The organism is Bradyrhizobium sp. DN3, assembly GCF_041357655.1.
Classification (GTDB): Bacteria; Pseudomonadota; Alphaproteobacteria; order Rhizobiales; family Xanthobacteraceae; genus Bradyrhizobium.
Genome location: NZ_JAULLN010000048.1, coordinates 20,429 through 33,867 on the forward strand (window position 1 = coordinate 20,429; position 13,439 = coordinate 33,867).

12 protein-coding genes are annotated in these 13,439 nt (G+C 62.8%); 6 read left to right on the forward strand and 6 right to left on the reverse strand.

From position 1 onward, the window contains the following. The first annotated feature begins 509 nt into the window (after positions 1-509). On the forward strand, positions 510-2,426 hold the full coding sequence (locus AAE027_RS37485) for an adenylate/guanylate cyclase domain-containing protein (protein WP_370990425.1): 1,917 nt from the start codon (positions 510-512) through the stop codon (positions 2,424-2,426). A 258-nt stretch (positions 2,427-2,684) separates the two neighbouring features. Here the strand turns inward: AAE027_RS37485 and AAE027_RS37490 are convergent, their stop codons facing one another. The 6 genes from AAE027_RS37490 to AAE027_RS37515 all read right to left on the reverse strand — a co-directional run bounded on the left by AAE027_RS37490 (position 2,685) and on the right by AAE027_RS37515 (position 6,443). Continuing rightward, positions 2,685-2,903, reverse strand: a complete 219-nt coding sequence (locus AAE027_RS37490; protein WP_128935594.1) for a YodC family protein — start codon at positions 2,901-2,903, stop codon at positions 2,685-2,687. A gap of 308 nt (positions 2,904-3,211) precedes the next feature. Beyond that, on the reverse strand, positions 3,212-3,955 hold the full coding sequence (locus tag AAE027_RS37495) for an HAD family hydrolase (protein WP_370990426.1): 744 nt from the start codon (positions 3,953-3,955) through the stop codon (positions 3,212-3,214). After that, positions 3,946-4,833, reverse strand: coding sequence for an oxygen-dependent coproporphyrinogen oxidase (hemF, locus tag AAE027_RS37500; protein WP_370990427.1), 888 nt, complete (start codon positions 4,831-4,833; stop codon positions 3,946-3,948). Before hemF ends, AAE027_RS37495 begins: the two co-directional genes overlap by 10 nt. Before the next feature lie 117 nt (positions 4,834-4,950). Continuing rightward, complete coding sequence (locus tag AAE027_RS37505) at positions 4,951-5,316, reverse strand: 6-pyruvoyl trahydropterin synthase family protein (protein WP_370990428.1); 366 nt, start codon at positions 5,314-5,316, stop codon at positions 4,951-4,953. Positions 5,317-5,332: 16 nt separating this feature from the next. Beyond that, positions 5,333-5,965, reverse strand: coding sequence for a 7-carboxy-7-deazaguanine synthase (gene queE / locus AAE027_RS37510; protein WP_370990429.1), 633 nt, complete (start codon positions 5,963-5,965; stop codon positions 5,333-5,335). Positions 5,966-5,975: 10 nt separating this feature from the next. Next, a complete protein-coding gene (locus tag AAE027_RS37515; RefSeq protein WP_249760248.1) occupies positions 5,976-6,443 on the reverse strand; it encodes a tRNA (cytidine(34)-2'-O)-methyltransferase in 468 nt (155 codons plus the stop codon). 278 nt (positions 6,444-6,721) lie between these two features. Between AAE027_RS37515 and petA the strand changes: the two genes are divergently transcribed. From petA to AAE027_RS37540, 5 genes are all read left to right on the forward strand, one after another. Then, complete coding sequence (gene petA, locus AAE027_RS37520) at positions 6,722-7,252, forward strand: ubiquinol-cytochrome c reductase iron-sulfur subunit (protein WP_091894240.1); 531 nt, start codon at positions 6,722-6,724, stop codon at positions 7,250-7,252. Between the two features lie 62 nt (positions 7,253-7,314). Further along, positions 7,315-9,387, forward strand: coding sequence for a cytochrome b/c1 (gene fbcH, locus AAE027_RS37525; RefSeq protein WP_091894238.1), 2,073 nt, complete (start codon positions 7,315-7,317; stop codon positions 9,385-9,387). Positions 9,388-9,627: 240 nt separating this feature from the next. Continuing rightward, a complete protein-coding gene (locus AAE027_RS37530; protein WP_370990430.1) occupies positions 9,628-10,302 on the forward strand; it encodes a dienelactone hydrolase family protein in 675 nt (224 codons plus the stop codon). Between the two features lie 305 nt (positions 10,303-10,607). Then, positions 10,608-12,773: an anthranilate synthase component I gene (locus AAE027_RS37535; protein WP_370990431.1), complete on the forward strand. Its 2,166-nt coding sequence runs from the start codon at positions 10,608-10,610 to the stop codon at positions 12,771-12,773. 9 nt (positions 12,774-12,782) lie between these two features. Continuing rightward, positions 12,783-13,322: an adenine phosphoribosyltransferase gene (locus AAE027_RS37540; protein ID WP_128935586.1), complete on the forward strand. Its 540-nt coding sequence runs from the start codon at positions 12,783-12,785 to the stop codon at positions 13,320-13,322. The last annotated feature ends 117 nt before the right edge of the window (positions 13,323-13,439 follow it).

The following is a 13,439-nucleotide window of genomic DNA, read 5'->3' on the forward strand; positions in this document are numbered from 1 at the left end:
CTGCCCGCTTCCGAGAGGTGAGCAGAATAGCATCATGCAGACTGCCAAGGGCAGCCTTTGACCCATCTGCGACATGGTCAGCCCGTTTTTGCTGTGATGCACCCGTTTCACTCAAAGATCTGAGATTGAATATTCCATTCGCTTTGACGTCGGCGAACTGCAGCTGCTTTTCTCCGTTTCGTCAGTGTTGCTGACAGTAATCTCCGCTGTTCCGCCAATATTTGGATGGTTTAACAAAATGGCAGGACGCCTCCGTCCCAAAGACTTCGCAACGATGGTGACTGGCGTCGCAGCATGATGGCAGGCAAGGCGCTTGAAAAGGGCCTGTGAAGGTCGGAGGATGGAGATCGATCTTTGAGCCGGCCGCCCCGCCCAACTAGAAGCGATGGCGACGTAGGTGCATGTACGGGAGGCCGGAACAGCCGGCGCAAAGTCGCGATTGAAGGGCGCTCCTCTCGTCAATCGGAGAGTTCTGCGGAGCCGTGTGCTCTTCCAGTAGGGAGGCTCGCATGCCCAGCGCGGATAAATCTACAGCTCCAAAACACGCCAAGCGGAGACTGGCCGCGATCTTGGCCGCCGACGTAGTCGCCTACTCTCGCCTCATGGGTGCAGACGAAGAGGGCACCCTTGAAAGCCTCAAGGCTCATCGGCGTGAAGTGATCAATCCAAAAATTACCGAGCATAAAGGCCGCATTGTCAAAACGACCGGTGACGGCGTTCTAATCGAATTCCCCAGCGTTGTGGAAGCATTGCGCTGCGCCACCGAGGTCCAGCTCGGAATGATTGAACGCAATGCGGATGTGCCGAGGGAGAGGCGGATTGAGTTTCGTGTTGGGATCAACGTCGGCGATATCATTTTGGATCAAGGGGACATTTACGGCGACGGAGTGAACATCGCTGCTCGGTTGGAGAATCTGGCCGAGCCGGGCACAGTCTACATCTCCGGTGCAGTTTTTGATCAAGTTAGGAACAAACTTCCCCTCCGATATGACTTTCTTGGCGAGCAACGAGTTAAGAACATCGCAGAGGCCGTGCGGGTGTATCGTGTCCACCCAGGCAGCAGTTCGCGTGCGCCATTGCTGCTCAGGAGCCGCGGTTGGCTCGTTGCGGCGGCACTGCTTGCGCTGATGGGTGTGACCAGCGTTACGTATTGGCTGCAGCGAACTTCGCCTACTGAAACTGCCGCTGTGCTGCCGAAACCTTCGTTTGGAGGTTTGCTTTCCGAGCAACCGTCAATCGCTGTGCTACCTTTTGCAAATATGAGCAGCGATCCGGCGCTTGAGTATTTCGTCGATGGTATCACTGAAGACCTAACTACATGGCTCTCGCAGAACCCGGAGCTCCGTGTAATTTCGCGCACCTCGGCCTTCGCGTATAAGGGAAAGGCTCCTGACATTCGGCAGATCGGCCGCGAGCTCGGCGCGCGCTACATTCTCGAAGGTAGTGTTCGGAAGGATAGCGATCGGGTGCGGATCACGGCGCAGCTAATCGAGACAGCATCGGGGCACCATGTCTGGGCGCAGCGTTACGATGAGGAGGGCAATGATGTTGCCGCCCTACAGGATGCGGTCACTCACAAGATTGTCAGTTCAGTGGGCAGCATGCACGGCGAGATTCGCGGGGCGGATTACCGTAATGCTTGGAGCAAGGATCCCGCGAAGCTTCAGGAATACGACTATTTCCTGCGGATACATGGGCTAATCATGCGCGGCCCAAAAGAGGACCTGGAGCAAGCGCGGCAGATCGCCTTTGAGGGGCTGAAGCGGTTCCCCGATTCGGCCATCATCAAGATCAAGCTGGCTTGGACATATCTTCAGGATGTTCGCAGAGGCTTCAGCGACGACCCGCGGCGCGATCTTGATCGCGCCTTCGCCCTCGGAAATGAGGGAATGGCTGGGAAGGATGTCCCGCGGCTGGGGCAGATGCACGGCCATTGGCTGATGGCTCTTGCCTATGTCTATTGCAAACAGGATTACAGCCGCGCGCTTGACGAGCGGGAGATAACGCTTGCGATGGCGCCGGTCGACGCCATTGTCCACGTCGATCTATCGCAGACGCTGACCTTTGCGGGACGGCCGATGGAGGCGTTGGCCTCCATTCGCAAAGCGAGCGAGCTCGATCCTAACTATCCGCCCTGGTTCCACACCTATTTGGCAGAAGCATATTACGCGGCCGGCAAAATCCACGACGCTGTCGATGAGCTGGCGAAGATCAATCAGCCAGCGTTTAGGGACTTAGTGTACAGGGCAGCGGCTCATGCCTCGCTCGGTCAACTTGAGGAAGCCAGAGTAGCAGTGGCAGGATTGCAAAACTGGAATTCGAACGTCAGCCTAGCGAACATTCGCTACGTGTTCCCCTATCGGTCCGATGCTGTTCGGCAACGCGTGCTCGATGATTTGGGCAAAGCGTCGCTGCCCCAAGGATGAAGAAACTTCTGCTCCTGCAAGCGGGGCTTCTGCGTGGAAAGTGGACCGATATTCGCGTCATAAGAACTCCCGAACTGACAACGTGCACAGGCAAACGTGCGGTTTGCGCCAGAAGCGTCCGTTCAGGTGAAATCGCCTGTTGGCCCTTCTGCGACATTCAGCGATGTCCGCTATTGCGCGCTAGTGGCAGAGAAGCGGACATCGGGCGCGCCGGAGCCGAGCACTCCGATCTGACCAGGGGGGCGGTCTTCGGTCTGCCTACTCCTCGTCGTCTTCGTCCTCGTCTTCATCCTCGTCGTCTTCGTCGCTTTCGTCCTCTTCAACGCGCGCGAGCGTGGCCAGCGGCAACGTCTCGCGGAACAGATCGCCTTCCATGCCCATCCAGAGGCAGAGCACGTCGTTCTCCTTCACCTCCGCGACCGTCAGCGGCTGGCCGCCGGATTTCAGCATCACGACATCGCCGGCTTTCACTTCCATGGATTGTCCTTTCGCGTTGATCGACCGGACGCGAAGCTAGCAATTTGTCATGACATCCGGAAAACGGGGGCGGTGGGTCAGACCGCGCACTCCCATGCACGGAACGCCCAAGTGCCGGGGCCGGTGGCAAAGGGAGCCTTCATCGCAAAGCCCGCGACGATGCCATCATGCCCCTGTTTTGCCCGACGTGTCAAAAGAATTTCGTAAAATCGAAAATCGAGTTTGCGTTGCCGTAAGCCCTTGAATTTGCAGCAACGCCCTACTGTGCATGGGGTTGTTTTTCGATAATTTGTTTTCGCGGTCCTTGGTTACCCCGGCAGGAGCTCGGTCAGCGAGCGGATGATGCGGTTGGGCTTGACGATCGAGCCCTCGGGCAGGCCGTCGCCATGCACGTCGATCCAAATCGAATAGATGCCGAGGCGCTGCGGCGTCACGACTTCCCATTCCAGATTGTCGCCGATCATCCAGGTGTCCTTCACGCTGACGCCGAGCGTCTCCATCGCGTGCAGATAGGCGCGCTCCTCGGGCTTGCCGAAGCCGTGCTCGCCCTCGATCTGGATGTGGTGGAAGCGGTGCGCGAGCTCGAAGCGCTCGACCTTGGCGCGCTGGGTATCGGCGGCGCCGTTGGTCACCAGCGCGAGCTTGATGCCGAGTGCCTTCAACTGGTCGATGGCCTCATGCGCGCCGGGGAAGACGAACATCTCCTCTTCGCGATAGGCGGTGAAACGGTCGGCGAGGCGGATGGCGAGATCGTCGGGCAGGGCGCGATGGCCGGCGGCCGCGAGCGCGGCAAAGCCGCCCTTGACCGTGAGGTGGCGGGCTTCGGCGAGCTTCAGCCGCCATGCGGCTTCCGCATTGGCCCAGAAGTTGCACGCGAACGCCAGCACCGCGGTTGCGACCAGCGCTGGCGGCAGCGGCGCGAGTTCTTCGGCGAACTCGGCCGTGATCGTATTCCAGGCGATCTCGGGCCGGCCATAGGCCGACAGGATGGTGTCGTCCATGTCGATCAGCATGGCGCGAGGGAGCGGTGGCATGGCGAGGCTCATGGCCATTTCACTTCCGGCGGCAGCGACGACAGGATCGAATCCACATTGCCGCCGGTCTTGAGCCCGAAGATGGTGCCGCGGTCGTAGAGCAGGTTGAACTCGACATAGCGGCCGCGCCGGATCAATTGCTCCTCGCGATCCGCAGCGGTCCAGCTTGTCGCGAAATTGCGCCGCACGATCTCAGGATAGATCTTCAGGAAGGCGCGGCCGACGTCCTGGGTGAAGGCAAGATCTGCGTCCCAGTCGCCGCTGTCATGCCAGTCGTAGAAGATGCCGCCGATGCCGCGCGCCTCTTTGCGGTGCGGCAGATAGAAATATTCGTCGCACCACTTCCTGTACTTGTCGTAGTCGGCGACACCGCTCGGCTGCGCGCAGGCCTCCCTCATCGCGGCGTGGAAGGCGATGCTGTCGGCATCGTCCTGCGTCCGCCGCCGCTCCAGCACCGGCGTGAGGTCGGCGCCGCCGCCGAACCAGGCTTTTGTGGTAACGACGAAGCGTGTGTTCATATGCACCGCGGGCACATGCGGATTGTGTAGATGCGCGATCAGCGAGATGCCGGAGGCCCAGAATTTTGGATCCTCCGCGGCGCCGGGGATCTGAGCACGAAATTCAGGGGCGAACTCACCGTGAACGGTCGAGCAGTGCACGCCGACCTTCTCGAACAGGCGGCCATGCATCATCGACATCACGCCGCCACCTCCGGCCGCGCCGGTATGATCGGTGCGCTGCCACGGCGTGCGCTTGAAGCGGCCGGCTTCGCCCGGATAGAGGCTTTGCGGCGCGTCGTCCTCCAGCCGCTCGAAGCTCCCGCAGATGTCGTCGCGCAAGGCTTCGAACCAGGCGCGGGCGCGGCCCTTGCGGTCTTCGATTGTTGAAACGTCCATACTCAATTCCCGAAACGAACCTGCCGTAGGGTGGGCAAAGGCGCCCTTGCGCCGTGCCCACCATTCACCGCGATTCCGAACGGTGGTCACGCTTGCGCGTTGCCCACCCTACGAATCTCATCCTTGCGGACCGTAATAGGTGCAGCTCTCGTTGCAACTGTCGCGGTGGATGCTGACGCGGGTGAGCTTATCGATATGGGCCAGCCGCTCCCAGACGAAGCGCGAGAGGTTTTCCAGCGTCGGGGTGCCCAGCGCCTCGATCTTGTTGAGGTACTTGTGGTCCAGCATCAGGCGCACGTCCTCGATGGCGCGCTGAAGGAGCCCGAGGTCGACGACCATGCCAGTGTTGGGATCTGGCGTGCCGCGAACCGTTACCTCGGCGCGGAAGGAGTGGCCGTGGATCTCTTCGCTCGCCGCACCGAACGTCGTGCCCGACAAAGAGTGCGCCGCCTCGAAGCGGAACGATTTCGTCAATTCCCACATCTGTCCGTCAACAATCCTATCTGATGCCGAGCGATTTATGTGTCTGCACGCTCAACCGCCATTGCGGATGGCGCAGGCAATAATCGATCGCGCGCGCGGTGTTTTGGGCGACCTCGGGTCCGTCCATCGGCTGCAGCGAGAAGCGCTCGAAGGCGAGGCCTTCGAAGGCTTCGGGCGCGGCGAGCGCCTGCGGGTAGACTAGCTTCAGCTCATGGCCGCGGCGGAGCACGAGTTCGCTGCCGCCCTTGGGGCTGACACAGATCCAGTCGAGCCCCTCCGGGGCGGCAATCGTGCCGTTGGTCTCGACGCCGATCTCGAAGCCTCTCGCGTGCAGCGCATCGATCAGCGCGGCATCGACCTGGAGCAGCGGCTCGCCGCCGGTCAGCACCACATAGCGATTGGCGGTGGATGCGGCCCATTGCGCGGCGATGGTGTCGGCGAGTTCCGCAGCCGAGGCGTAGCGGCCGCCGAGCGTACCGTCGGTGCCGACGAAATCCGTGTCGCAGAACTTGCAGGTCGCCTCGCTGCGGTCCGCCTCGCGGCCGCTCCAGAGGTTGCAGCCGGCAAAACGGCAAAACACCGACGCGCGCCCGGCATGGGCGCCTTCGCCTTGCAGGGTCAGGAAGATTTCCTTGACCGCGTAACTCAACTCTCTCTCCTCAATCCTTTGGGCCTTCGGGGTTCCGGATCTGGCGCAGCGCCTCGCCGGCGGCCATCGCCGCGGTCATGGCCACATTGAGCGACCGCAGGCCGGCCCTGATCGGTATCACCAGCCGCGCATCCGCAGCCTCGAGCACCGCATCCGTGACGCCGGCGCTCTCGCGTCCGAATAGCAGGATGTCCGACGTCTGGTAACGGAAATCGCGATAGTCGGTGGCACCTTTGGTGGTGAACAGCAGCAGGCGGTAGCCTTGTGCCGCACGCCAGTCCTCGAATCTCGCCCAGGAGTCGTGGCGGGTGATGCTAACCTGGTCAAGGTAGTCCATTCCCGCCCGGCGGAACGAGCGGTCCGAGACGGGGAACCCTGCCGGTTCGATGATGTGAGCGGCCATGCCCAGACAGGCGCAGAGCCTGAGAATCGTGCCGGTGTTCTGGGGAATGTCGGGTTGGAAAAGCGCTATCTGCATGGGCTGTGGCGGGCTGGTTGCGGGCGCAAAATGTCTCAATAAAACATCGCATCCCCGGGAATTCGTGCATTGCACGCTCCCGCGCCGATAGCGGGCTTGCGCTCGCCCGGCAAGGGTGCCAATAGAACGATTCTGGACTGCTGTTTTCCCCGCTTTGGGCGTGAGCAAGCAAAGTTCTGCCGCCGCGGGGGGCCGCGGGCGCCGGCAGCCTTCCGGGGACCTCATGGGCGCCCCCCGGAGCGGTTCGACCGGTCGCATAAGAAGAAAGGGTTGGAATCGTGACGACAGCGTCTTCGGCGGACCATCCGACACGCCGTGATTTCTTATTCGTTGCAACGGGGGCAGCCGCAGCAGTAGGGAGCGCGGCCGCGCTCTGGCCCTTCATCTCTCAAATGAATCCGGATGCCTCGACCATCGCCGCCGGTGCGCCGATCGAGGTCGATCTCAGCCCGATCGCCGAGGGCCAGGACATCAAGGTGTTCTGGCGCGGCAAGCCGATCTACATCAGCCACCGCACCAAGAAGCAGATCGACGAAGCGCGCGCCGTCAACGTGGCGAGCCTGCCCGATCCGCAGTCCGACGAAGCCCGGGTCAAGTCCGGCCACGAGCAGTGGCTGGTCGTGATCGGCATCTGCACCCATCTCGGCTGCATCCCGATCGCTCATGAGGGCAATTACGACGGGTTCTTCTGCCCCTGCCATGGGTCGCAGTACGATTCGTCCGGCCGCATCCGCCAGGGGCCCGCGCCCGCGAACCTGCCAGTGCCGCCGTACCAGTTCGTTTCCGACACCAAAATCCAGATCGGCTGAGCTTCGGACCCGCGTCCGAAGCTTCGCGCCGTCTCGTCGTATTATTTCCTCAGGATCGCATCATGAGCGGACCATCCGACTACCAGCCGAGCAATCCGGCCCTGCAATGGATCGAGCGGCGTCTGCCGATCTTTGGTCTCATCCATTCCTCCTTCGTCGCCTATCCCACCCCGCGCAACCTCAACTATTGGTGGACCTTCGGCGCCATCCTCTCCTTCATGCTGGCGATGCAGATCCTGACCGGCGTGATCCTGGCGATGCACTACACGCCGAATGCCGATCTCGCCTTCAAGTCGGTCGAGCTGATCGTTCGTGACGTCAATTACGGCTGGCTGCTGCGCAACATGCACGCGGTCGGCGCCTCGATGTTCTTTGTCGCCGTCTACGTTCACATGTTCCGCGGCCTTTACTACGGGTCGTACAAGGAGCCGCGCGAGGTGCTGTGGATCCTCGGCGTCATCATCTACCTGCTGATGATGGCCACGGGCTTCATGGGGTACGTGCTGCCCTGGGGCCAGATGAGCTTCTGGGGCGCCACCGTCATCACCAATTTGTTCTCCGCCATTCCCTATGTCGGCGAGAGCATCGTGACACTGTTGTGGGGCGGCTATTCGGTCGGCAACCCGACGCTGAACCGCTTCTTCTCGCTGCATTACCTGCTGCCGTTCCTGATCGCGGGTGTCGTCGTGCTCCACGTCTGGGCGCTGCACGTCGCCGGTCAGAACAATCCTGATGGCGTCGAGCCGAAGACGGAAAAGGACACGGTGCCGTTCACGCCGCACGCGACCATCAAGGACATGTTCGGCGTCGCCTGCTTCATGCTGCTCTACGCCTGGTTCATCTTCTACATGCCGAACTATCTCGGCGACGCCGACAACTACATCCCGGCGAACCCGGGCGTGACGCCGCCGCACATCGTGCCGGAATGGTATTATCTGCCGTTCTACGCGATCCTGCGCTCGATCCCGAACAAGCTCGCGGGCGTCATCGCGATGTTCGGGGCGATCATCATCCTTGCCTTCCTGCCCTGGCTCGACAGCGCCAGGACGAGGTCGTCGAAGTACCGTCCGCTGGCCAAGCAGTTCTTCTGGATCTTCGTCGTGGTCTGCATCCTGCTCGGCTATCTCGGCGCGCAGCCGCCGGAAGGCATCTACGTGATTGCCGGCCGGGTGCTGACGGTCTGCTACTTCGCCTACTTCCTGATCGTGCTGCCGCTGCTCGCGCGCATCGAGAAGCCGCGACCGGTTCCGAACTCGATCTCGGATGCGGTGCTGGCCAAAACCGGGAGCAGATCGACGCCGATGGTGTCGACCGCGATCATGCTTGCGCTCGCCGGTTCGTTGTTCGCGGGCTCGATCGACAGCGCGAAAGCGTCTGAAGGCAACGACCAGCCGCCGGCCAACAAATGGTCGTTCTCGGGCCCTTTCGGTAAGTTCGACCGCGGCGCGCTCCAGCGTGGCCTGAAGGTCTACAAGGAAGTCTGCGCCAGCTGCCACGGCCTGTCCTACATCGCCTTCCGCAACCTCGCGGAAGCCGGCGGCCCCGGCTATTCGGTGGCGCAGGCCTCGGCGTTTGCCTCCGAATACAAGGTCAAGGACGGCCCGAACGATGCCGGTGACATGTTCGAGCGTCCGGGCCGGCCGGCGGACTATTTCCCCTCGCCATTCCCGAACGAGCAGGCCGCGCGTGCGGCGAACGGCGGTGCGGCACCGCCGGACCTGTCCCTGATCACAAAGGCGCGCTCGTACAAGCGCGGCTTCCCCTGGTTCATCTTCGACTTCTTCACCCAGTACCAGGAGCAGGGTCCGGATTACGTCACGGCCGTGCTTCAGGGCTTTGAAGAGAAGGTGCCCGAGGGCGTCACCATCCCGGAAGGCTCCTATTACAACAAGTACTTCCCGGGTCACGCCATCAAGATGCCGAAGCCGCTCAGCGACGGCCAGGTGACCTACGATGACGGCTCGCCGACCACGGTCGCGCAGTACGCCAAGGACGTCACCACGTTCCTGATGTGGACCGCAGAGCCGCACATGGAAGCGCGCAAGCGCCTCGGCTTCCAGGTGTTCGTGTTCCTGATCATCTTCGCGGGCCTGATGTACTTCACCAAGAAGAAGGTCTGGGCCGGCTCGCACTGAGTGGCGTAAGACGAGACGAAAATGAAGAAGCCCCCGCGAGGGGGCTTTTTTGTTGGGCGGTCATTCCGGGGCGATGCGTAGCATCGAGCTCGGAATCCATTCCTCCACCAATGCTGTAGCCTGATGGATTCCGGGTTCGCCCCTTCGGGCGCCCCGGAAAGACGTGCGTGTGGATTGCGTCATCCTCTTGCACCCGCCAGAATACCCACAACCGCTCCCCAAAACTCGTCGGAGGACACCATGGGAACCACCATCACCTTCAAGCGCCCGGACGGCAAGGACGCCTCGGGCTATCTCGCCAATGCCGGGCGCGGCAACGCGCCGGGCGTGGTTGTGATCCAGGAATGGTGGGGCCTGTCGGACCAGATCAAGGGCCTGTGCGATCGCTTTGCGCTCGCGGGCTTCGATGCGCTGGCGCCGGATCTCTACAAGGGCAAGGTGGTGCCCTATCACGATACGGACAGTGCCAACAAGGAGATGAACTCGCTCGACTTCATGGACGCCACCACGCAGACGGTGCGCGGCGCCACGCAATATCTGTCGCGCAACGGCGCCAAGGTCGGGCTAACAGGCTTCTGCCTCGGCGGCGCCGTCACCATCATCGGCGCGACCAAGATCCCGGAGCTCGCGGCCGGCGTCGTGTTCTACGGCATCCCGCCGGAGCAGGCGGCCAAGCCCGCCGACGTCAAGATCCCGCTCCAGGCTCACTTCGCCAACAAGGACGATTGGTGCACGCCGGAGCTGGTCAGTGGCTTCGAAAAGGCCATGAAGGCCGCCGGCAAGTCCCTGGAGCTGTTCCGCTATGACGCCGAGCACGCCTTCGTCAACGAGCAGCGCCAGGCCGTGCACGACCGCGAGGCCGCCGAACTCGCCTGGGGCAGGGCGACGGAGTTTTTCCGAAAACATCTCGGCTGATAGCCCGTAGCCCGGATGGAGCGAAGCGTAATCCGGGGATTGTCTCGTGGCATGACCCCGGATTACGCCGCGCTCCATCCGGGCTACAGCCCTTGGCGCCGCCCTTGACGCCGCCCCCGCGCCATGGTGAGTATCCGCCCCATGAGCACCGCCGTCCGCCCAGCCCGTCTCTGGTGGCGCACCTCCTAACGAGGTGGCCGGTGCGATTTTCCTTTCCCAAATCGTCTGAGGTCGCCAACGCAGTGCGGCGGCCTGATCGTTTGTCCTGTGTGGCGTTCCCTCGGCAAGTTTCGTAAGAGGACGACATGAACAGGACAGTCTTTGCCCTCCCGGCCAGAAGCGACTATGTGACCCGTGCAGGTCTCGCGATCACGCGCGTGGCCGAGCAGTTCACCGGCGGCGCGAGCCGGCTCGACGATCTCGTCAGCCTGCTCGACCGCCGCCGCGGCGTGGTGCTGTCCTCGGGCACGACCGTGCCCGGCCGCTACGAGAGCTTCGATCTCGGCTTCTCCGACCCGCCGCTCAAGCTCGAGACATCAGGTGTCAATTTCAAGCTGGAAGCGCTGAACCAACGCGGGCAGGTGCTGATCGCCTTTCTCACCGAGGTCCTGCGCGAGCCCTGCGTGGTGATCTCCGAGAAGACGGCCACGCGGCTTGCAGGTCACATCATCCGCGGCGATGCGCCGGTCGAGGAGGACCAGCGTACCCGGCGTGCCAGCGTGATGTCGCTGGTGCGCGATCTCGTCGCCGCCTTCGCCGCCAATGACGACGGTCTGCTCGGCCTGTTCGGCGCCTTCGCCTACGACCTCGTGTTCCAGATCGAGGACCTCGTGCAGAAGCGGCCGCGCGAAAACGACCAGCGCGACATCGTGCTCTATGTGCCCGATCGCCTGCTGGCCTATGACCGCGCCACCGGCCGCGGCGTGGTGCTCACTTACGATTTCGCCTGGAAGGGCAAGTCGACCGAAGGCCTGCCGCGCGAGACTGCCGACAGCCCATATCTGAAGACGCCGCGCCAGGGCTTTGCCGATCACGCCCCCGGCGAATACCAGGCCACCGTCGAGACGGCGCGCGCAGCCTTCGCGCGCGGCGATCTGTTCGAGGCGGTCCCGGGCCAGCTCTTCGCCGAGCCCTGCGACCGCTCGCCGGCCGAAGTGTTCCAGCGCCTCTGCGTCATCAACCCGTCGCCCTACGGCGCGCTGATGAATCTCGGCGAGGGCGAATTCCTGGTGTCGGCCTCGCCGGAGATGTTCGTGCGCTCGGACGGACGCCGCGTCGAGACCTGCCCGATATCAGGCACCATCGCGCGCGGCACCGATGCGATCGGCGATGCCGAGCAGATCCGCCAGCTCCTGAACTCGGAGAAGGACGAGTTCGAGCTCAACATGTGCACCGACGTCGACCGCAACGACAAGGCGCGCGTCTGCGTTCCCGGCACCATCAAGGTGCTGGCGCGGCGGCAGATCGAGACTTACTCAAAGCTGTTCCACACCGTCGATCATGTCGAAGGCATGCTGAGGCCCGGCTTCGACGCGCTCGACGCTTTCCTTACCCATGCCTGGGCGGTGACGGTAACAGGCGCGCCAAAGCTCTGGGCGATGCAGTTCGTCGAGGATCACGAGCGCTCGCCGCGGCGCTGGTATGCCGGCGCGATCGGCGCGGTGAATTTCGACGGCAGCATCAACACTGGCCTTACCATCCGCACCATCCGCATGAAGGATGGCTTGGCTGAAGTGCGTGTCGGCGCGACCTGCCTGTTCGATTCAGACCCCGCCGCGGAAGATCGCGAATGCCAGGTCAAGGCCGCTGCCCTGTTCCAGGCGCTACGCGGCGATCCGCCAAAGCCGCTGTCGACCTTCGCGCCCGATGCGACCGGAAGCGGCAAGCAGGTGCTGCTGATCGATCATGACGACAGTTTCGTCCATATGCTCGCCGACTATTTCCGCCAGGTCGGTGCCAGCGTCACCGTGGTCCGCTATGTGCATGCGCTCGACATGCTCAAGCAGAAGAAGTGGGATTTGCTGGTGCTGTCGCCCGGCCCCGGCAGGCCGGAGGATTTCGCGATCAAGAGGACCATCGATGCGGCGCTGGAGAAGAAGCTGCCGGTGTTCGGCGTCTGCCTTGGCGTGCAGGCGATCGGCGAATATTTTGGCGGCGAACTCGGCCAGCTCACCCATCCCGCCCACGGCCGGCCCTCGCGGGTGCAGGTGCGCGGCGGCCGCCTGATGCGCAATCTGCCGAACGAGATCGTCATCGGCCGCTATCACTCGCTGTTCGTCGAGCGCGACAGCATGCCCGAAGTTCTGAACGTCACCGCCAGTACCGAGGATGGCGTCGCCATGGCGCTCGAGCACAAGACCCTGCCGGTCGCCGGCGTGCAATTCCACCCGGAATCGTTGATGTCGCTTGGCGGCGAGGTGGGGCTGCGTATTGTTGAAAACGCGTTCCGGCTGGATGCGCGCGTTGATTGAGAGGCACCAATGACCTTTGACCACGATTTGAAGGCGAGCGTCCGCACCATTCCCGACTATCCCAAGCCGGGGATCATGTTCCGCGACATCACGACCTTGCTTGCGGATGCGCGCGCCTTCCGCCGCGCGGTCGATGAGCTCGTCAATCCCTGGGCCGGCAACAAGATCGACAAGGTCGCCGGCATGGAGGCGCGCGGCTTCATCCTCGGCGGCGCGGTGGCGCATCAGCTCTCGGCAGGCTTCGTGCCGATCCGCAAGAAAGGCAAGCTGCCGCACACCACCGTGCGCATCGCGTACTCCCTCGAATACGGCATCGACGAGATGGAGATGCATGTCGACGCCATCCTGCCCGGCGAGCGCGTGATCCTGGTCGACGATCTCATTGCCACCGGCGGCACCGCGGAGGGCGCGGTGAAGCTGTTGCGCCAGATCGGCGCCAATGTCGTCGCGGCCTGCTTCATCATCGACCTGCCCGAACTCGGCGGCGCCGCCAAGCTGCGCGCCATGGACGTGCCGGTGCGCACGCTGATGACGTTCGAGGGGCACTGAGCGGGCGAAGAATATCGTCCCGATTTTAGATGTATCGCCGCCGGCTGCTGTGGCCTTGGTTCACCTCTCCCGTAGGGAGAGGTCGGATCGCATCGCAAGATGCGATCCGGGTGAGGG